The sequence below is a fragment of the Prosthecochloris sp. genome (assembly GCA_015482705.2).
Lineage (GTDB): Bacteria > Bacteroidota > Chlorobiia > Chlorobiales > Chlorobiaceae > Prosthecochloris.
In genome coordinates this window covers 1-20,644 of the sequence record JADMLA020000031.1, presented here as the reverse complement: position 1 = coordinate 20,644, position 20,644 = coordinate 1, and the positions used below count along the sequence as shown (strand labels likewise).

The 20,644-nt window shown below is 47.0% G+C and carries 15 protein-coding genes and 2 pseudogenes; 2 read left to right on the top strand and 15 right to left on the bottom strand.

The genetic code is table 11. From position 1 onward, the window contains the following. Positions 1-390: pseudogene (locus tag QZ209_RS07680) on the top strand (hypothetical protein); the annotation flags it as partial. A 127-nt stretch (positions 391-517) separates the two neighbouring features. Here QZ209_RS07680 and QZ209_RS12630 read toward each other — a convergent pair. The 5 genes and pseudogenes from QZ209_RS12630 to QZ209_RS07660 all read right to left on the bottom strand — a co-directional run bounded on the left by QZ209_RS12630 (position 518) and on the right by QZ209_RS07660 (position 4,590). Beyond that, on the bottom strand, positions 518-1,099 hold the full coding sequence (locus tag QZ209_RS12630) for an ATPase, T2SS/T4P/T4SS family (protein ID WP_366515760.1): 582 nt from the start codon (positions 1,097-1,099) through the stop codon (positions 518-520). Positions 1,100-1,615: 516 nt separating this feature from the next. Beyond that, positions 1,616-2,029, bottom strand: a pseudogene (locus QZ209_RS12625) (ABC transporter ATP-binding protein); the annotation flags it as partial. A 141-nt stretch (positions 2,030-2,170) separates the two neighbouring features. After that, positions 2,171-2,512, bottom strand: coding sequence for a cupin domain-containing protein (locus tag QZ209_RS07670; RefSeq protein WP_294346626.1), 342 nt, complete (start codon positions 2,510-2,512; stop codon positions 2,171-2,173). A gap of 483 nt (positions 2,513-2,995) precedes the next feature. Beyond that, a complete protein-coding gene (locus QZ209_RS07665; protein ID WP_294346623.1) occupies positions 2,996-3,364 on the bottom strand; it encodes a NifB/NifX family molybdenum-iron cluster-binding protein in 369 nt (122 codons plus the stop codon). A 353-nt stretch (positions 3,365-3,717) separates the two neighbouring features. Then, entirely contained in the window at positions 3,718-4,590 is an 873-nt protein-coding gene (locus tag QZ209_RS07660) for a bifunctional methionine sulfoxide reductase B/A protein (RefSeq protein WP_294346620.1), read from the bottom strand. 262 nt (positions 4,591-4,852) lie between these two features. On the opposite strand from QZ209_RS07660, the gene QZ209_RS07655 reads away from it, so the two are divergent. Beyond that, positions 4,853-7,009 carry a thioredoxin domain-containing protein gene (locus tag QZ209_RS07655; RefSeq protein WP_294346619.1) on the top strand — a complete coding sequence of 719 codons (2,157 nt, stop codon included), beginning with the start codon at positions 4,853-4,855 and terminating at the stop codon, positions 7,007-7,009. Positions 7,010-7,027: 18 nt separating this feature from the next. Here the strand turns inward: QZ209_RS07655 and QZ209_RS07650 are convergent, their stop codons facing one another. From QZ209_RS07650 to QZ209_RS07605, 10 genes are all read right to left on the bottom strand, one after another. Then, positions 7,028-7,297, bottom strand: a complete 270-nt coding sequence (locus tag QZ209_RS07650; protein ID WP_294346616.1) for a hypothetical protein — start codon at positions 7,295-7,297, stop codon at positions 7,028-7,030. Between the two features lie 45 nt (positions 7,298-7,342). Further along, positions 7,343-7,594: a hypothetical protein gene (locus tag QZ209_RS07645; RefSeq protein ID WP_294346614.1), complete on the bottom strand. Its 252-nt coding sequence runs from the start codon at positions 7,592-7,594 to the stop codon at positions 7,343-7,345. A gap of 99 nt (positions 7,595-7,693) precedes the next feature. Beyond that, positions 7,694-9,115 carry an efflux transporter outer membrane subunit gene (locus QZ209_RS07640; RefSeq protein WP_294346611.1) on the bottom strand — a complete coding sequence of 474 codons (1,422 nt, stop codon included), beginning with the start codon at positions 9,113-9,115 and terminating at the stop codon, positions 7,694-7,696. Between the two features lie 55 nt (positions 9,116-9,170). After that, positions 9,171-12,338: an efflux RND transporter permease subunit gene (locus tag QZ209_RS07635; protein WP_294346608.1), complete on the bottom strand. Its 3,168-nt coding sequence runs from the start codon at positions 12,336-12,338 to the stop codon at positions 9,171-9,173. A gap of 27 nt (positions 12,339-12,365) precedes the next feature. Then, positions 12,366-13,535 (bottom strand): efflux RND transporter periplasmic adaptor subunit, encoded by a 1,170-nt coding sequence (locus QZ209_RS07630; protein WP_294346606.1) that lies wholly within the window; start codon positions 13,533-13,535, stop codon positions 12,366-12,368. 204 nt (positions 13,536-13,739) lie between these two features. Then, positions 13,740-14,588: an AraC family transcriptional regulator gene (locus QZ209_RS07625; protein WP_294346601.1), complete on the bottom strand. Its 849-nt coding sequence runs from the start codon at positions 14,586-14,588 to the stop codon at positions 13,740-13,742. A 31-nt stretch (positions 14,589-14,619) separates the two neighbouring features. After that, on the bottom strand, positions 14,620-17,721 hold the full coding sequence (locus QZ209_RS07620; RefSeq protein WP_294346598.1) for an efflux RND transporter permease subunit: 3,102 nt from the start codon (positions 17,719-17,721) through the stop codon (positions 14,620-14,622). Positions 17,722-17,845: 124 nt separating this feature from the next. Then, a complete protein-coding gene (locus QZ209_RS07615; RefSeq protein ID WP_294346595.1) occupies positions 17,846-19,357 on the bottom strand; it encodes a TolC family protein in 1,512 nt (503 codons plus the stop codon). Between the two features lie 170 nt (positions 19,358-19,527). Next, a complete protein-coding gene (locus QZ209_RS07610) occupies positions 19,528-20,139 on the bottom strand; it encodes a CPBP family glutamic-type intramembrane protease (protein ID WP_294346592.1) in 612 nt (203 codons plus the stop codon). A gap of 137 nt (positions 20,140-20,276) precedes the next feature. Continuing rightward, the coding region (locus QZ209_RS07605) for a hypothetical protein (protein ID WP_294346589.1) at positions 20,277-20,644 on the bottom strand (368 nt) is incomplete at its 5' end.

Below are 20,644 nucleotides of genomic sequence, written 5' to 3'. Positions count from 1 at the left end.
TCCGCTTTCGGTATCGAGTTGCCGAGGGTCAATGTTGTCTACGTTACCGATACCAGCAGGGGGTTCTACAATGACAGAAGGGATGAGATCGTTTTTTCTTCGAAGAAACTCGAACACACGCTTCGCCACGAATTCGGCCACGTTATCGACAACAGGCTCGATGTCACCGGCAGGGAATGGAGGGATCTGGTCAACAGGATGAAGGATGTGCACGGGTTCAGCCCCAGCAACTATGCCAACACGAACCTTATCGAGTACTGGGCCGAAGCGTTTGCTTACTTCACCGCTCCTGACTATGGCTTGAACTCGGATAGGTTCCCCGCTGAACTGGAATCGTTCATCTCCAAGGTTATCGATCAGCTGCAGAGTCCTCGTCTGGCTTCTAACTAACGACGCTCTTCTTCTTTTCGCTTCTTCGGCTTTCGTTTCTTCACAGGGGTCCTGGCATGTTCCGGGGCCTTTGTGCTTTACGTTCTTTTCTTCAGGGTTTCAATAGAGTAAGTACGTTCAGGATACCCTATTTCACACTCAATGTGTAAGTCGCCCCACTGTCAGATCCGGCAGATATTTTCCAGCTGATGGTAGTCAACCTGCTCAAAAACCGCTGATCGTGGCTGATCAGCAGCAACGCGCAAGGGCATTCGACCAAGGCCGCTTCAAGGCATTCAATCGAAGGCAGATCCATGTGGTTGGTTGGCTCATCCAGTACGATGATATGAGGAAGGTTCATCATGCCCAGTGCAAGCAAAAGCTTTCTGGTTTCACCAGGACTGGGAGTGGTGCTTTCCAACAAACGATGAGGACGCGATCCCAAACGGCTGATAATGTTCATCACCTGCCCTAACTGCTCGGGTGACAACTCTCGAACCCGGGCCAGTATTTCTTGCGAACGTTGTATATCAATCTCCTGAGGAACATATGTCAAATGTTCTTTGGGGACATTGAGATAGGTGAGTATGTAGCGCAAAAGCGTGCTTTTACCAGCACCATTGGGTCCTGTGACAGCTATGCGATCAGTGGAATGAATAATGAGTTCCTGATATTGCAATGTCTTTTTATCCCCAAGCCGCAACTTACCCGGCGGACAGTTGAGAAGCATATGACGTTTGGAAATTGAGCCAGGTAACCAAATACCCAAATCATATTCCTTTTTCACGTGTACATCCCGCATTGCCTGCTCCGCCTGCGCCAAACGCCCATCCAACTGCCGCAACAATTTTCCACCAACAATATCTTTACCGGAAATGCGAACTAAATCGATTTTCTGTTTGGCATCATGATCATGAGCGGCAATATCTTTTTTTGAACGTTTTTTATCGTATTGATTAGCCATGTGCCGTCTTCGTCCGGCTTCACGTTTGATTTTTTTAAACGCCTTTTTTTTCAAAGCATAGTCTTTTTCTCTCGCTTTACGTTCTTCAGCAGCAACCTGCATGCCTTGTGAATATCCATTCGGCCTTACAATCACATTTGGCGGTTCGATGAACAAACATTGCTGACAAAGCAAGTCCAATAAATCACGGTCATGGCTCACAAGCAGGCCCACACCCTGATATGCGAAAAGCGCCTGAACGAGAATTTTACGTGCATCGCTATCCACGTGGTTGGTTGGCTCATCAATTGCCAGCATATCGGGCTCCTGCCATAAAGCAACGGCTATCTGAGCTCGCTTACGTTCGCCATGCGACAATGTTTCCCATCGCTCATACCAATCGTCCTGAACACCCAGATTATTCCGGACAACATACGCTTGTTTTTCTGTGCTCCTTATAAAACTCCCGAAATCGTTCGGCATACGATCAGTCCGCTGAGGACAGTAACACGACAATGGAGGATAATCGATCCGTCCTGTATTTGGCCGTAACTGCCCTGTCGCCAATTTCAGAAATGTTGTTTTTCCTGACCCGTTCGGCCCTACGATACCTGTCCATCCTCGTTTCGCATGTATAGAAACATCTTCAAACAAGGGCTCAAGAGCCGTCTGATAAGTAAAACTCACGTTTTGAAATTGTAAAAAAAGGTGGCCCATAAGGAAAGTTCTGATAGATAGTTGGTTTTAGTAATGAGAGACATCGCTGGCATCGGTTGTACCAATCTGGCAGCAGAGTGAAGAGCTTAGAACTTTACGCTGCCGGATAGAAAAATTTTTGAGGCCCCCTATATCCGAACACTATTTTTTCAAAACACGAATGGTCTCGTTTTCATTCTCACCAAGAAGATAGAATACGACAAATTTGGCAGGAGAATTTCCAACATTGTTAAATTTAGCGATTCGGACATTTGCCGGTTCGTAAAATGCATCTCCCACACGAAGGGTTTGGGTTTGGTTACCCTCGATTTCGAATGCGATCGTACCTTCTGTGACAATGCCCATCGTCGGACACGGATGACTATGCAGCGGAGCTTTAACCCCTTCCTCCATTGTCACTTCTTGAATGTCGACTTTCGCTATAGGTCTGCTTCCATCCATGTTAGCTGTCAGCAAATCTTTTCGCACAACCGGCTTCTGCATAGGCTCATTTCTCCATCAGGTTGTTGGCAGCCAAGGATATGTAAAGAAAACAGTGATAACATGATTAGCCTTGTATATTTCACTGCAAAACATCCTTTACATTGTTCTGCCTTATTGTAATTTCTGATTTTCCAGGTACTTCTTCATAAACAACGCAGTTTCATTGTAGCCTCAAATAAAAACATTTTTTAGCTGTAACTGAATACGTTCAAAGGTATCATCAGGAAGCATCACCCAAGAATTTTTTGCGTTTTTATGTTTTGTAACGAGTTCATTTCATATCTATGACACCGAACCGGTTGCATTGCAAAGTACTCCTCACCGGATGCATTCCACCCGGGTTTTCCTGAAAACGGATCATCGATCCTTCAATATGTATTATAAACAGTAAAGGCAGGACCTTATCATAGAATCCTGCCGTTACTTTAGTACGCTGATTGATTCAATCAAAGCGACGGTGGGGGCAAATTTCATTCAATGCCGCTAATGGCAATCATGAGTCTGACAGGCGTCCTCGCTCTCTACCCTGCGCATCAATCCTTTTTTATAACTCTCGAGCGCCTCGGCGAGCGTAGAAAGTCCTCCGGCAACAAACACTTCGATATCAAGCATTTTCAGCTTAATGAGAGCACGACCACCAATGCCTTTACACAGAACAGCATCGACACTGTTTTGCGCAAAAACATCTACAGGATTACATTGTCCATGCTCGTGTCTGCTGTTGGAGTTCTCCATTATCCTCAACCTTCCTGAATCCATATTACAGACAGCATACAGCGGAGCACTTCCAAAATGTTCGCAGATCCGGGAATTCAGTCCTTTACTTGTTTCCAATGGTACCGCAACTATCATAACAAAACCCTCCTCTTGTAGCACCTCCATCACTCGCTGTAGACCATGATCACTTCACCGGACGGCCCTCGATATTCTTATGTACTGAAAAACCTGGATACTCCGGTTTCCACACTCCATCCGCATTTGTACTCAAGTCGTTCGCAGCACTGTAAGGAGAGGCACCTCTAATTTTTTTGAAATAGAATCATGGTGTTCTCTACTGCACCCGATCGGGTTCGATAACAACATAAATATTGAGCATATGATCGCAATATAACAAAAAAGAACGTAAGAACAGGAAAGATTACCACTCTATATGAAGCAAACAACGCTCAGCGGAGACCTAGCGTGTTTACGTATATCGAAAAACGTTACTCGGCAAATCTTTTTTGGTAGATATGACAATAAGGTTGATGACCTGTCTTTGCATAATAGTCCTGATGGTAGTCTTCCGCCGGATAAAATTTCTCCGCAGGCTCCAACTTAGTTGCAACATCATAACCTTTTGTTTCCAACTCTGAAATCAGCTTTTCCGCAACTTTTTTCTGCTTGTCGTTTGCATAATAAACTGCAGAACGGTACTGCGAACCAATATCGGGCCCCTGACGGTCAACCTGAGTCGGGTCATGGATCTCAAAAAAGAGTTTTGCGAGCTTCTCGTATGAAACGATGGAAGGATCATATTCAACCTCAACAGCTTCGGCATGCCCGGTGGTACCGGAAGAAACCTCCTTATACGTTGGATCCGGCTTACTGCCACCAGTATAACCCGATATCACGGCTTTTACTCCTGGAACCTTTTGAAAATGATATTCCACTCCCCAAAAGCATCCTCCAGCAAAAACCGCCTTCTCTGTCGTACCGGTCACGGCTGTATCAGCGCCACCTTCCCTACTGAAGTCAAGCGAGATCGAATTGACACAATACCGCGCATTCTTATCGGTAAATCCTTCGTTGTAAAATACATGACCGAGATGCGCTCCACAATTGGCACAAAGAATTTCAGTTCTTCTGCCATCCGCATCGGTCTCTTTTTTTATCGCCCCGGGTATTTCATCATCGAAGCTCGGCCATCCAGTACCGGAATCGAACTTGTCTGATGAACGGAAAAGCGGAGCATCACAACGCTTACAGACATACGTTCCATCATCCTTGTTATAGACATATTCACCGGTAAACGGCATCTCAGTTCCTTTATTAACGATCACTTTCTCTTCTTCCGGTGTCAAGGTCTTGTACGTCATCACATCCTCCGTTTCTAATAATTCATTTTTTGCAGTTTTTTCCGCGGCTTCAGGCTGCTGCGTATTACATGAAGCCACAGTCAATGCAAGTACTACCATCGCTGATACAGACAAAAACCTACCATATCTCATTTTTCACTCCAATATTAAATCATGAACACATACCTCTATAACCATTTATTACACCACAGGGTTTCACTATTGTGAACTTCCTTGTTCACAGAGTTGTTCTATAGTCAATCGTCAATCAATCAATCCACAAATGCCAATACCTTCAAAACGAAAACCCAACCTTCTGGCCAAAGAAACAAGCCCCTACTTACTGCAGCATGCGTATAATCCAGTCGAATGGTACCCATGGAACGACCTTGCATTCGACAAAGCCAGCAATGAACAGAAACCGATCTTCCTTTCAGTCGGCTATTCCACCTGCCACTGGTGTCATGTAATGGAACATGAATCGTTTGAAAACGATACAATAGCAGAGATCCTGAACAGATCGTTCGTTCCGGTCAAGGTCGATAGAGAGGAACGCCCGGACATAGACAAGTTGTATATGACTTATGTCCAGGCGACAACAGGTAGTGGCGGTTGGCCGATGTCGGTATGGCTCACATCCAATCTCGAACCGTTTTACGGCGGCACCTATTTTCCACCCAAAGACCGTTATGGCAGACCAGGATTTCTGTCACTGTTGCTGTCAATCGAACGGGCCTGGAAAGAAGACCGAAGCCGGCTTGTCTCTGCAGCAGCAGATATGAACGGCCAGCTTGAAGCCCTCTCCCTGAGTAAACCCGAGGAAACCCAATTGAATAGAGATATTTTCCATCATGCAGCAACAACGTTTGCTGAAATGTTCGACAAGGAAAATGGAGGTTTCGGTAATGCACCGAAATTTCCTCAGCCTTCCATCCTCGAATTTCTGTTCGCCTACTCCCATCATACCGGAAAGCAGGACGCGCTGGAAATGGCTCTCTTTACGTTAAGGAAAATGGCGGCAGGAGGCATTCACGACCAATTGAGCATAAAAAATCTCGGTGGCGGCGGATTTGCCCGCTACTCGACCGATGAACGGTGGCACACTCCGCATTTCGAAAAAATGCTTTACGACAATGCACAGCTGGCAATTGTAGCTGTAGAAGCTTACCAGATAACCGGCAAAAGCCTTTATGCCGACCTCGCCGACGATATCCTCAACTATGTTCTCTGTGATATGACCGACAGCGATGGAGGGTTTTATTCTGCTGAAGATGCCGACAGTTTTCCGGATAAAAAAAGCGACATAAAAAAAGAAGGAGCGTTTTATACCTGGTCCCATAAAGAAATTACAGAGGTGCTCGATCCCCTTGAAACAAGCATCTTTTGTTTCATACATGGTGTTGAATTCAATGGAAACGTCATGGATGATCCGCATGTGGAGTTTGCCGGGCGAAACATCCTCTCCATTAAGCATTCCGTCGCTGCCGCTGCGGAAAAGCACTCCTTACCTGTAGAAACAATCGTCGAACGCATGGCCGAAGCACGAAAAAAGCTGCTGCTTGCAAGGAAAAAAAGGCCCAGACCGCATCTGGATGACAAGATCCTCACATCGTGGAACGGCCTGATGATCTCGGCTCTGTCAAAAGCCTCTTCAGCTCTTCAAAATCAGCACTATCTCGATGTAGCTCTGAAAGCTGCGGATTTCATCCTCGCAAACCTCTATTGCAGCAGTGAAGGAAGGCTGCTTCGGCGTTTCCGGAAAGGCCAGGCCGGTATCGACGGCAAAGCTGACGATTACGCGTTTTTCATACAGGGGCTGATCGACCTTTATGAAGTCTCGTCCGAAAACATCTACCTGAAGCAGACCGTCACACTTATGGAAAAGCAGATCGAATTGTTTTTCGATGATGTGTCGGGAGGTTTTTTCAATGCTGCATCGGACGATCCCACCATCCCGATACGCATGAAAGAGGATTACGATGGTGCCGAACCCTCTCCAAATTCAGTAACCGTGAGGTCTCTTTACCGTTTGGCAGATATGCTTGACCGTGATGATTTTAGAGTAATCGCAGACAACACTGTTGCGTATTTCAGTACAACACTCAAGGAAAATTGCAGGCAGTTGCCTTATCTGCTCAAAACAATCATGCTGCCACTCTACGGTACACGTCAGATTATTCTTGCCGGTGACCCGCAAAGCAATACAATGAAGAGCCTTAAAAACACAGTGGGAGAAATGTATCTGCCTGACACGATTATCGTTCACACTTCAGGCAGTAGTAATGCGGAAACAACCCCTTTTTTAGAAAGCGTTGCGCGTCAAACAACAATTGATGCCGCATATGTCTGTGCTCATCAGACATGCAGCCTGCCGGTTCATTCTTCTGAAGAACTTCGAAAGATTCTTTCAACCGTAAACAAGAAAGAGATAGAGAAATAAGTAAACCTATTCTTCATCCTATGACTGCTCAGACTCCTTCGGCTGTGGCGGCTGAACACTTTCCTGAGGTTGAGAGACACTCTGAGGCTGAGCTGGTTTGGCCTGGGGCATATTGGCAACGACCGGTCCAAGAAGAACTCCTGTCGCAGCGAGACCAAGCCCCCCAACCAGAGCACCACTAACAGCATGAATAACCAGTGGTACACCAATAGGAGGAACGAGTAATGCCGCACCTCCAATACCAACAGCAGTTAAAAGAGTATTTGATTGTGAATTGGTATCAGGCATATCAAACTCATCCGGTTTCACGTTAACAATACATGCGAATAAACTTCATTCAGACTGTTCTTCAACATATTCCGCTTCCGTATCTTTATCCGAAGGATCGGTAAAATCAATGAAAGCATCTGCAGCCTTACCCGCTGCCTTACCTGCAGCGTAAAGACCCAGCCCGGTCAATGCCAACCGTGAGGCACCCCGAAGAATAGGCCTGCCAAGAGGTGAAAGAAGAAAAGCCCCCCCCACTAGCGCCCCGGTAATTTTTAGGGGGTCATCCAGAAAAGTATTCTCAGTTGAATTAGCCATATTTCTCCAGTTTACCTGTAGAAAAAAATAACCTTACAACCGTAAAATATAAAAAAATTGTAAAAGCAAGCCGACTCCGAAAAATCTATCACCTCGACGTCACTGCCATCCTCCCCCCAAGGCCCTATACAATTCCGTTCTGGCGTTAAGGCGCTGGCGGTGAAGATCTGCAAGCGAAAGTGAAGCATCGAGCGCATTTGCCTGTGCGGTAATCACCTCCAGATAATCGGCCATACCGCTTTTAAACAGGAGGTTTGCATTATCAACCGATTGAAGAAGAATGCGTTCCTGTTTTTCAACTGCTTTTTCCCGATTTTCCAGCTTCTGTATCGCCACTAAAGCATCGGATACTTCCCGTACAGCTTCGAGAACTGTTTTTCTGAAAAGAATCTCCTCCTGATCACGCACAACTTTTGACTGTTTATACGCCGTTCTGAGCTTTCCCTGCTGAAAAACCGGTTGAAGAACCGAACCTTGAACAAATGAGAACAAGGAACCCGGAAAATTGAACCAGTCACTCGACTCGAGCGCATTCGCCCCTGCTTCTGCACTGATTGAAAAAGAAGGATAGAGCTTTGCAGAAGCAACACCGCTCTCTGCATGAGCTTTCATAAGAGCCATCTCTGCCGTTTTGACATCTGGCCGGTTGCTGAGAAGCAACGCTGGAACGCCTGGATATAAACTGTTTTCTGCAGACATTTCAGAAAGCTTTGCTGTGCGAACTATTTCCTCAGGCATTCTGCCACAGAGAACACTCAAGGCGTTTTCCTGCACGGCAATACCCTGTTCTATCCCTGCAATGCTGGACTGTATTTCAAACCTTCTGGCTTCCTGCTGCTCCACTGCCAGCGAGGTAACGAGGCCGGCATCATACTGTAACCGCATCATTGTGAGAGTGGTTTCTGCAAGTGCAAGATTTTTTTTCGTGACATCGAGCTGTGCATCGAGCAGCAACAAATTATAATACCCTTCAGCAACGTTGGCGACCAGTCTCGTATGCACCGCTTTTCTTGCTTCAACCGTGCGGAGATACTCAGCCAGCGCAGCCTTTCTTGTGTTACGGATTTTCCCCCAGATATCAGCTTCCCATGACAACAAAAACGATGCATTGTAGTCCTCGACACTATCCTCACCTGTGGATAGAGCGGAACTGCTGTAATCTGAAGTAGTCGCTTTGCTTCCGCTCACCTGGAAATCAAGCGTAGGTATGTTTCCCAATTTTGACTGCTTCAAAGCAAGAGAGGCATATTCTATATTCTTTACGGCAACCTGAAGATCATGATTGTTCTCAATTGCAGCATCGATAAGGTTGATCAGGACAGAATCGACAAAAAAAGCCCGATACGGCACTGTTCCGGCAAAAGGAGCCGCTGCAGACGCTGAATCCTGTTTATCGGCCCCCCGATACATCCCGGGAATACCCGGATCCGGTTGAGAATACTCCTCAACGGTACTGCATGCGGAGAGCATCAGGAAAAACAGGGGGATCAGGAAGATCCCCTGTACTCTCGTTCTATTCATTATTTCAATAATTCTTCGTTATCAATTTCGTATTCCTGAAGAAAACATATTCCCTTTACCTGTGAAGTGATCTTTCAACAGAAACCTCGGCCTCAGGATCATGAGGCGGCCCGCTGATTTTTTCCTGAAGCGACTGAAAGAGCATATAGAGAACCGGAATTATCAGCACACCAAGCAACGCACCGCTGAGCATACCTCCAACCGCAGCCGCACCGATGGAATGATTGCCGAGAGCGGACGGACCGGATGCCCAGAGAAGAGGCATAAGACCGACAGCGAAGGTAAACGAGGTCATGAGAATTGGGCGAAACCTCGCTTTTGCTCCTTCAAGCGCCGATTCATAGAGTGTGAGGCCGGATTTCCTCCTTTGAATGGCGAACTCAACAATCAGAATTGCATTTTTTGCAAGCAATCCTATCAGCATAATCATCGCGACCTGTACATAGATGTTGTTTTCTATACCCAACAACTGTATTCCAGCAAAGACACCCAAAATTCCGGTTGGAATCGAGAAAATAACTGCGAGAGGCAATATGTAACTTTCGTACTGAGCTGAAAGCAGGAGATAAACAAAAACAAGCGATAGTAAAAAGATATACACGGCCTGACTTCCCGATTCGATTTCTTCACGGCTCATTCCTTTCCAGTCATATGAAAAACCGGCAGGAAGCACTTCAGCAGCAACCTGTTCAGCCGCTTCGATAGCCTGCCCTGTGGTGTATCCGGGTGAAACAACAGCATTGACGGTCAGTGCATTGAAAAGATTGAAATGATCGACAGTCTGCGGACCATAGACTTTTTTCAGGCTTACCAGTGAATTCATGGGCACCATATCACCCATAGCATTTTTGACAAAAATCCCCTCGAGAGAAGAAGGGTCCGCCCGATCTTCGGGTTCCGCCTGCACAACAACCCTGTAATATTTACCGAAGCGGTTGAAATCAGAAGCCTGAATACTTCCGTAATAGGCCTGCATCACCCCGAGAAGTTGATCGACCTGAACGCCTAGCTGGTTCGCCTTTACTTCATCCACCAACAACTCATACTGTGGATAGCCTGTATTGAATGTCGTAAATGCGAATGAGATTTCAGGACGTGACATCAGCGCACCGATATAACCATTCGCCGTCGCTTCAAACTCTTTTAAGGTACCGGAAGTCCTGTCTTGTAATACGATTTCAAGTCCCCCGACATTACCGAAGCCGGGAACTGTAGGTGGCTGAATCGGGAAAAAAGTACCCTCATTGACACTCACGAGCTTTTGCGAAACCCCGCCCATAATAGCGTGTATATTTTTCACCCTGCCACGCTCCTCAGGATCCTTGAGGTTGATAAAAACCACACCTGCAGAAGGTGAACTTGCTCCGGCTATCAAATCGAAACCCGCAACCGAAATCACATCGTTTACACTTTCCTCTTCTTGCAGAACACCTTCGACCTTGTCAAGAGCTTCCATCGTTCGGTCAAGCGATGCTCCGGGAGGAAGCGATGCTGCAAGGATAAAGAAACTACTGTCTTCATCCGGAATAAAACCGGAAGGCGCACTGACAGCCATCCAGAAAGCAAGACCGGAAACAGCGGCCAGACCACCAAGGCTCAACCATTTCCTGCGAATAAGAACCCTGAGGGTACCGACATAACGCTCGGTCACCGCAGCAAAACCGGCATTGAACCCCTTGAAAAAGCGTTCTTCGAATCGCTTGAACCAGCCTTTTTTTTCTTCACCGTTCCCGGCAAGAAATAAAGCACACAGTGCCGGGCTGAGCGTCAACGCATTGACAGCCGAAATCAAAATGGCAATTGCGAGAGTAAAGGCAAACTGGCGGTAAAACATCCCTATCGAGCCTTCAAGAAAACCGACCGGGAGAAATACCGAAGCCATGACAAGGGTAATGGAAATAATCACGCCGGTTATCTCGCTCATAACCTTATGCGTTGCCGTCCTTGCAGGAAGATGCTGTTGCTCCATTTTTGCGTGAACAGCTTCGACGATAACAATGGCATCATCAACGACAATACCGATAGCGAGCACAAGGGCAAACAAGGTCAGCAAGTTGATGGAAAAGCCGAATAGGATCATGAAGAAAAAGGTTCCAATAATGGCGACTGGAACCGCGATTGCCGGAATAAGCGTTGATCGAAAATCCTGCAAGAAAATGAACACCACCAGAAAAACCAGAGCAAAAGCCTCGAAGAGGGTATGAATCACCTGATCGATCGACTTGTCAAGCGATTCCTTTGTGCTGTAAGGAATAATGTAACCGATTCCTTCGGGAAAAGATTGCGAAGCGTTTTCCAATACATCAAGTACAGCAACCTGAATATCATTGGAGTTCGAACCGGCAGCCTGGTAAACCGCCATGGTCACAGACTCTTTCCCGTTGGCATCCGCATCGACAGCATAACTGTATGAGCCGAGTTCGATTCTTGCAACGTCTTTGAGTCGCAGAACCGAGCCATCGGTATTGGTCCGGAGAATGATGCTGCCATATTCACCCGGCTCTTTCATTTTCCCCTTGTACCGGATGATCAGCTCGAGAGCCTCACCGGCATTCTCACCGAACCTGCCTGGTGCTGCCTCGACGTTCTGGCTCTGAACTGCAGCAATCACTTCCTGAGGAGATACCGAGTAAGCCGCCATTTTGTCAGGCTTGAGCCAAATACGCATCGAGTAGTCTCTCGCCCCGAAAACCTCGGTCTGCCCGACACCGTCAACGCGCTGAATATCAGGAATCAGATTGATCTTTGCATAATTCTGTAAAAAGGCTGCATCGTATGTATCAGGGTCATCACTGTACAACGTCACAACCATTATCATACTGTTCTGCGTTTTGGCAGTCGTCACCCCGAATCTCGTCACCTCTTCGGGTAACTGGCTGGTTGCGGTTGCAACCCTGTTCTGTACATTGACAGCCGCCTGGTCAGGATCTGTACCGAGCCTGAAAAAAACGTTGATCGCAAGGGAACCGTCATTGCTCGATGTCGATGTCATATAAGTCATACCATCGACACCATTGATCGCCTCTTCGAGTGATGGAGCGACCGAACGGGCAATAGTCTCAGCATCGGCGCCAGGATAAGTCGCCGAAACGGACACTGCCGGGGGTGCGATGTCGGGGAACTGCGTAAGCGGAAGCTGGGTAATACCTATCAAGCCAAGCAGAACAAAAAATACCGATATTACCGTTGCGAGAACCGGCCTGTTAATAAATCGTTCAAACATAAATTCAGTTATTTTCCAAGCTGTTCATCAATTCTGTTTATCCTGGCCGGATCCTTCTACCTCTTCTGCTGTCTGCGGGCTGATCACCGCCCCGTCGGGTAAACGAGAAAATCCCGACAAGACAATCATGTCGCCCTCTTCAAGGCCGCCTCCCACGATATAGTCGAGATTGTTTCTGTCAACAACCGTTATAGGTGTTCTCGTTACGGCATTACCCTCACCGACCTTGACAACGAATATTCTATCCTGAAGATCCGCAGTGCTGGCCTGCGGTACCTGAACAACATTTTCATAGCGGTAAGGAACACTCACTTTTCCGGTATTGCCGGAGCGCAAAATGCCATCCGGGTTAGGAAAAGTCGCGCGAAACATCACAGAAGCTGTGGATCGGTCAAACTGACCACTTACCGCATCGAGCCGCCCTTTCAGTGGGTAACGACTGTCATCGGCGAGAAGCAGAGTAACCGGAGGCATCAAAGCAAGCTTCTCTTCGATGGAGCTTCCGGGATATTGCTGTTTGAAATGCGCAAAATCAATTTCGCTCATGCTGAAATAAGCCTGAACCTCATGTACATCGGTCAGTGTCGTCAACTGTTCCTGCTGATTACTGCTCACCAGACTACCGATTCGAAAAGGAATATCACCGATATAACCGTCTACCGGAGCTGTTATCCTGGTATAACCAAGGTTGATGCGTGCCGTCTGAACAGCCGCTTCAGCCTGCTCAAGACTCGCCTTTGCAGAGCGATGGTTCGCCATTGCCTGTTTCAACTGAATTTGTGACACAACCTTGTTTTTCACCAGAGGTCTGAGTCTCTCCACCTCGATCTCGGCAACTTCGAGAGCAGCTTTTGCAACATTTCGTGCTGCAAGAGATGATTTCAGCTCCTCACGGTACACACGGTCATCGATGCTGAACAACAACTGCCCTCTTTTGACAAAAGCGCCTTCATCGACAGCTATTTCCTGAAGCGTTCCATCAACCTGAGGCCTGACCTCGACAGTGACAACCCCTTCGATTAGAGAAGAATACTCCCTTTGCACAACCGGAGAAGAGCGTTCTATTTTCATCACCGGCAGAGATGGCGCTTGTGCTCCCGGTGCGTTACCCCTGCCCCCGCATCCGAACAGGAAAATCGATAGCATCGCAATGTGCAATGCCGGCATACCGATTCTTTTTCTGATATTTTTCAACATACTTATTTGATATAACAATAATTGATAGCGCAATTATAACCAAAAAAACAAAAACAAAAAAAACCCTTCGCAAAATTTTCAGGCAAATGAAACTCCCGGTTATTGCATAGCAAACGCTTCATCAAAGACACTCCATTGCTGACGTCAGGGCGATCGCTTAGAGAACAATAATGTACATGTAGAACAAAAAACGGACGAACACTATTATCCACTTTTTTTGGACAATCTGAACACTTGTCTGCGAAATTCCTGGGGTGTTTGACCTGTGTGTTTTTTAAAAAAACGGCTAAAATACGCCTGTTCACTGAATCCGAGTTCGAAAGCGATCTCCTTGAGATTCTTTTCACCCTCCCCTATTTCACGCTTGGCTTGAATGATCAGACTGTAGTGCAGAATTTCCGTCAAGGTAACGCCTGTCGTTTCCTTGAGTATTTCGTTGAGACGTTTGGGAGAAAGCCCAACGTGTGAAGCGTAAAAAGAGACCTTGCGCTCTTTTTTATAGTAGGTGTTGATAAGAGAAAAGAGCTTGTTCAATCGTGCGGCTGCTGAACCGAACGATAATTTCCGACCCGAACCGGACCTGACGAGATAACGTAAAAATGCTTGCAAATAAGCATTGAACACCACCGGCTCGTTCATCCCCGCACACTCGTCAATCATCAGTTGCGAGAGAACCTCGAGCTTATCCCGTATCTCTCCACAAACCATTAGACCATCGTTGACAAGAGGATTGAAAAGCCAGCGAATATCCTCATCCTCCAGAGTGCTGAAAATATCGATCGAAAAAAGAATGCGGAACCCATCAACCGGCTCTCCCGAAATCGTATGAACCTGACTGGGAGAAATACAATAGACCGAATCTGCTTTCACGGGATACTGCTCGAAATCAATGGTAGTTACCGCATCGGCATCCCTGGTAAACCAGACGATCTGAAATGGTTTATAGCGAGCGGTATCATCTCCCTGTATTCCAGGCAGCTCGCCATGCAGGGGAAAAATCCCAAAACAGTCATTCGAGAGGGTAGTGGCAAGAATGTTGGAAGCTTTATCCATTATGGCACAAGATAAAAAACAACCGCATCATTCATTCAGGACTTTTCTCGATAGCGCCAAGAAACATGTTTCGAATATCAAAACCGATCATATAAAGGCAAGGTATCAACACGAGTGTAAGAGGAGTTGCCAGCAGCAGCCCCCAACCCAGCGCAAGCGCCATCGGCATCATGGCGGCATCCGTTCCTCCAATACCGTATGCAAGCGGAAGCAGACCGGCAGCCGTCGTTACCGTAGTAAGCAAAATGGCTCGAAGGCGGTCGGCTGTTCCCTTGGCAACATGAACCCGAGTATCGATGTTTTTTCCCGATTGACAAAGCTCGTTGAGGTAGTTGACCAAAACGAGAGAATCATTGACAACGACACCCGCCATACCCACAACACCCAGAAGCCCCAAAAAGCTGAACACTTCACCATGCAAGGCAAAAGCAATCACAACCCCGATGATAGCGAATGGAATCGACATCATGACCAAAAGCGGTTGTGTTACCGAGTTGAACAGGAGTATTAGCAGGAAATAGATTCCACATGCAGCGATGCCGAAAGCGACGAACAAACCGCGAAGCGATTCTTCGGATTCCTGAGCCTCTCCTCCAAACACAAGTTTCACCCCTGGAAAATCGCGGTTGAACGCAAAGCGATTCTCAACCATACGCATGACCTCGATCGGCGTAACGGTATCCTGCTGAACTTCAGCAGAAATGGTTATCGACCGTTCCCCATCATAGTGATGGAAAATCGAAGGTCCGGCTCCCTGCTTGAAACCAGCCACCTCTTTGAGAGGAATCAATCGCCCCGTCCGGTTCGGAATGGAGAGATCCTGAAGATATTCGAGCTTTTTTCGAGCGAATTTCTGAAGCATCACTCTGAAATCAACTTCCTCCTCTCCATAACGAACACTGGTAACGACCTGACCATCATATGCGGTTCTGACCGTTCTGGCAATGTCAGCCACGGATAATCCAAGCCTTGAAAGACGGTCGTGACGTATCGATATTTCAATTTGCTCTTTTCCCTCCTTATCATCCCGATCAAGATCCGTCACTCCGCTGATACCGGATACATAGTTGAAAACCGAATCGGCAAGGGCCGTTCTGCCCTGATCATCTGAACCGACAACCCGTATGGTAACCGGCTTGCCGACAGGCGGTCCTCCCGATACCACGAAAAAAGTGGTTTTTTCCAATCCGCCGATTGCCATTGCTTTCTCACGTATAGCTGCAACAATCTCGTCCGCAGACCTGCTTCTTGTACCGTAGGGAGTGAGTTTCACCGCAAGCTCGGCGAAATTTTCCTGCTCTATGGGAATAATATCAGCCTGCGTCCCCACCCTTGTCAGATAAGCAGATACTTCGTCTTCCGGCAGCTCATCGAGCAGCTTTTCGAACTCTGCCGCTTTTGCCGACGTTGCATTCAACGAGCTACCTACCGGCAGTTCGATCCAGATATTGAATGCATCGGCACCTTTGGTTGGAAACAAAATGTAACTCATATAATTAGCGCCGTAATAAATTGCCCCGCCAAGACTGAGAAAGCCAAGAAAAACCAGGACGTATCGAAAACGAAGCAGAGAAAAAAGTACCTTTTCAAACATGTTGCGGACAGGCATAAACCAGTTACGCATGGTGGTCTTCCGGCCCTTGCCGTCACCAGAATTACCCGAATACAAGCCGGGTAAAATATGTGCAGGCAACACAAAAAATGCTTCGATAAGCGACATAAATAGAGCGAGCGTAATGGTAAGCGGTATCACGAAGACAAATTTTCCCAATAATCCCGGCATGAAAAACATCGGGGCGAAAGCCAGAAACGTTGTCAATATGGTCGTCAACACTGGTTTATACACCTGGAAGATACCGTTTACGACTGCATCGACCGGAGACTCCCCACGCTCACGCCTCTGAAAAATGTTTTCCGATATGATAATGGCATCATCGACCACAATACCGATAACGATTATGAGAGAGGTGAGGGTAATGCTATCCAGCTCGACATCAAAAAGTGGCAACAAGGAAATCCCGCCAAGCAGAGTAAACGGTATACCGAGCGCAACCCAAAAGGCCGTTCGGATATTGAGAAAAAGAGACAGAACGATCAATACGAGCACAAGGCCAATCGTGCCGTTTGTCAGCACAATCGAAAGCTGATTCTCTACATACTGTGAAAAATCAAGTCCGTAAATAAACCGGACTCCCTCTGGCAGCAGCTTCTCCTCTTCATTCACCAATGCACGTATCGCCTGGACCGTCCGTATGATATCCGCTGATTCACTTTTATTGATGAGAAACGAAATTGCAGGCTCGCCGTTGATCCTTGACAAGACGCGCTCTTCCTCGAAACCATCGGTTACGTCAGCAATATCTGAAATCCTGATAATCGGACCGTCGAAACTCGAACGGACAACGACATCCTGAACCTCTTGAGGATCTCTGAACTGAGCGAGCGTGACAACGTTTTTTTCACTGGTGAAAGACTCGAGCGATCCTCCGGTTGCCCTGATATTCCGCTGCTGAATCGCATTGACGACATCCTGCATCGGAATCTGGAGATTCGTTATCCTGTCAGGATAGAGTTCTACCTGTATCTCTCTATCGCGGTAACCGTAACGCTGAACACTGGCAACTCCTGGAATATCCTTGAGTTTTTTTTCAAACAGCCGGGCGAGCTCTCTCAGCTCAGGATAAGCCATCTCTCCTGTCAGGCCAACCTCGAGAATTGGAAAAATCGAAGATTTGATATCGGTGATCAGAGAAGATTCGGTCACCTCTTCGGGAAAATCCGTTATGCGAAAAACGGCTTCCCGTATTTCCCTTTTTACCTCGTCAGGATCCGAAGCATCCGGTTCTATATCGACAATGACGATCGAAACATTTTCCATCGACATCGAAAAAACCCGCTTGATGTCGGTGACGCTTTTCAGTTCATCTTCGATCTTGTTGGTGACGTTGAGCTCCACATCCTCAGGCGCAGCACCGGGGTACTGCGTGGTAACGACCATCTGCCCGAGATCAACCTTGGGATATTGGGCGCGATTGATCTGCCAGAGCGTAGCCATGCCGAACAGCAAAACCAGTATCGTCATGAGATACGCGAGCATGTGACGCTCGGCGAAGAAACGGAAAAGTGATTTCATGCAGACCTGATCAAGTCAAAAGAAAATTAGCGACGAGTAACGAGTGACTAGTGACCAGTCACGTCCCCCCATTCTCTATCATCTATTACCTAATACCTGCTAACCATTAACCAAACAACCCTCCTTACTCCTGCGCACGAAGTGCGCTACTCCTCGCTCCTTGCTCCTCTTCATACAACTCATCCATCAAAGCCTGATACTGCAACCAGAGTTTCTGATAATTCAGAGCGTTTTCAGCATATATCAGCTTTGCGCTTTCCTCATTATCCCTGCTCATGATGACAAAGGTGAGATCACCTCTGCCCTGCTCGTATATCTTTATTTCCTCTATGGTTCTCAACCTTGCCGATTCGATCTGCTTACGGTTCAATTCCAGAACTCCGTTAAGCCTCATCATCTGCGCATGAAGAGACGAAAGAGATGCGTCGAGTGAAAGGAACACATCGTCACGTTCCTTTTCGAGCTGAAGAACCTGGAGACGATTTCTCTGATAATCCGCCTTTGCCGTTCTGTTTTCAATAGGAAGCGAAAGCTGCAGCCCGATGGCGGCATCTTTTTTCTCGAGATTGAAAGAGTCCCACCCGTTCTCCTCGGCGTTCTTAGCCGTCACCGCTGCGATCAAGGAAAGATCGGGTTTACCTGTTTCCCTCACACCTGATGCACCGACATCGAGCTGCTCTTCCCGTAGTTCGAATATCTTCAAAACCCTCGAAGAACTCTTCAGCTTTGCTCTGGCTGATGCAAGAGACCGAGGAGACCGCAGGTCATAGAGGTTGAAATCCGGCATTCCGGTTAGAATAGCGGATGCCTGTACCAGAACGGACAATTCCGCCTTCAACGCTGAAAGTTGCGAGTCGACAAGCCCCAAGTTCTGTTTCCATGTGTTCAAGGCGTCCTGCGCCCTTATCACGTCTACCGAGTCAACGAGAAACGCATTGAACTTGTTTTTCGCCCTTTCATACTCCTTGCGGCTCAGGCGAAGTCTTCTTTCAATTATCCTTTTCTGTTCCTCGAGGTACACCCAATCGAGGTATTTCGATATCGACTCGGTAAGAAAATCCTCGATGTTCTCTTCAGCCTGAATGACAGCAGCATCGACATCAAAGGCCTTGAGGTCATATTCCAGACGAGTCAGCTTCCCTCCCCAGTTTCTCAACAACGGTTGCGAATACTGCAGCTCTATACTGTTTTCATAAAATCTTTCCGGATAAGAAAGTAGCGGTACCGCCTCAACACTGCTCGAAGTACGGCTCAAAGAATAGGTGGCCGAGAGTCTTCCCCCTGTATCCCAAAACTGCTTGTTGACCCCTGTTTCCAGCGAAAGGGCGTTGGTCAGGTCAGGGCTGAATACGGCTATTGTCGACTCTTCACGCGACCATGTCAAAGAAGAAGAAAGGTTCCAGTCAACCTCGCCAAGATTTCTTTGCTGTTCGGCTTGCTCGATGGCATTCGTCAACCGCTCTTTTTCAAATATGGGATGAGTGTTCTGCAAAAGAGTGACGAAGGCCTCTCTGGTCAAAGGCTCGGCATGAGAGAGTCTGCTCGATGGAAAAGTCCCGAAAAGAAAAAAAATGCAACAATAAAAAACAATTGTTACACACCTCGTTAATCCGTTGAAAAGGATTGTGTTCGACATAGCATGCGTTTCAGAAAATCTAACTCGAAGAGATATTTGAAATTTTCTGTAATACATTGTAGCCTAAGCGCTTACATGTGCTAACAAACCACGATGGCGAAAAGTTCATGAAGTCCTCCGGAGAACCGTGAAGAACTGTCCTCGAGTTACTGGAAATGGGAAAAAATTTGTCACATATTTCTCGCCACACCAGCCAGCACACCGAAGATTCCAACCACTCCGTGAAAAACGGAAACCCCGACAAGGTTCGGGATGTAGTAATAAACCAACGCCCAAAGAACACCGATACAAAACGTCAGTGCGAGAGTCAGCCAGTCTCCGTAAATGATGTGTATGAAAGAAAAAGAAAATGCCGAAAAAAAAACAAGCGCCCAAGCGCTTCTCACTCCGGCAGCACGCATTTCCGCAAACAAAAAGCTTCTGAACAAAAACTCTTGCATCGGACTGGAAAGCAGAAGGTAAAAAGGGAAAAAAACAGTCATTGCCGGATAAAAAGGCCCCGGTATCAGGTCGAAGTAAAACAGCAATGCAAGAAAAGTTGAAAACAGAAGCGTCAGAACACTATTTACCCTCAGAGAAAGACCCAGGTTATCCGCTCTGATTCCAAGATCGCCAAGCGTAAACCCCCTATAGATACTGTATACCACGGTCACACAAAAGCTGAGGAGCAACAGGGGCAAACGAAACGAAAAAGGAACAAAACCGGATGCTATCAATGAAGCAGGCAGAAAAAAAAGAAGCAGCAAAACCGGCAGGAAACGTAAGAATGAAAATTTTTCCATGGAATTACATCGCTTTACAAGCTACAGTGAGTGAGTTGAGCACTGAATACCATTACCTCGCAGCTTTCTTTCACAATTTTGTCTTGTTTTCAACCAACCTGTAGAGAATAAAAGTTCAAAACAGTGATGCCAAAAGACTATTCGGGGGCAACCAAAGCATGTTCGACAAGTAGATCAACGATCATATCCCCAGTGGCTTCCGACCATCTGTAAACAGACTCGATTCCCGGATTCGCATTGATCTCCAAAACAAAAAGCCGTTTCGGAGAACCAGGATGACCCTTACAGTCCAACGCAAAAAAACGTAAAGGCACGCTTTTATAAATTGCTCTGCACAACCTCTTCCACTCCTCGGAAATCTCAACCTGACAATCAATCACCTTACCGCCGATCGAAAGATTGGATACCGGATGAACCGCAAGCTGCAAATCATTATCAAAAGCCCTATTCCCATACTTTGCCATGTAACTTTTCAATGAGATCATCTCCCCACGACCAACCTCTC

Coding starts and splice junctions, on each gene's coding strand:
- QZ209_RS07660 (WP_294346620.1), bottom strand. CDS start 4,590: ATGACGTACAAGACCTTGACACCGGAAGAAGAGAAAGTGATCGTTAAT.
- QZ209_RS07625 (WP_294346601.1), bottom strand. CDS start 14,588: ATGGATAAAGCTTCCAACATTCTTGCCACTACCCTCTCGAATGACTGT.
- QZ209_RS07655 (WP_294346619.1), top strand. CDS start 4,853: ATGCCAATACCTTCAAAACGAAAACCCAACCTTCTGGCCAAAGAAACA.
- QZ209_RS07665 (WP_294346623.1), bottom strand. CDS start 3,364: ATGATAGTTGCGGTACCATTGGAAACAAGTAAAGGACTGAATTCCCGG.
- QZ209_RS07640 (WP_294346611.1), bottom strand. CDS start 9,115: ATGAATAGAACGAGAGTACAGGGGATCTTCCTGATCCCCCTGTTTTTC.
- QZ209_RS07645 (WP_294346614.1), bottom strand. CDS start 7,594: ATGGCTAATTCAACTGAGAATACTTTTCTGGATGACCCCCTAAAAATT.
- QZ209_RS12630 (WP_366515760.1), bottom strand. CDS start 1,099: ATGCTTCTCAACTGTCCGCCGGGTAAGTTGCGGCTTGGGGATAAAAAG.
- QZ209_RS07635 (WP_294346608.1), bottom strand. CDS start 12,338: ATGTTTGAACGATTTATTAACAGGCCGGTTCTCGCAACGGTAATATCG.
- QZ209_RS07670 (WP_294346626.1), bottom strand. CDS start 2,512: ATGCAGAAGCCGGTTGTGCGAAAAGATTTGCTGACAGCTAACATGGAT.
- QZ209_RS07620 (WP_294346598.1), bottom strand. CDS start 17,721: ATGAAATCACTTTTCCGTTTCTTCGCCGAGCGTCACATGCTCGCGTAT.
- QZ209_RS07630 (WP_294346606.1), bottom strand. CDS start 13,535: ATGTTGAAAAATATCAGAAAAAGAATCGGTATGCCGGCATTGCACATT.
- QZ209_RS07615 (WP_294346595.1), bottom strand. CDS start 19,357: ATGTCGAACACAATCCTTTTCAACGGATTAACGAGGTGTGTAACAATT.
- QZ209_RS07650 (WP_294346616.1), bottom strand. CDS start 7,297: ATGCCTGATACCAATTCACAATCAAATACTCTTTTAACTGCTGTTGGT.
- QZ209_RS07610 (WP_294346592.1), bottom strand. CDS start 20,139: ATGGAAAAATTTTCATTCTTACGTTTCCTGCCGGTTTTGCTGCTTCTT.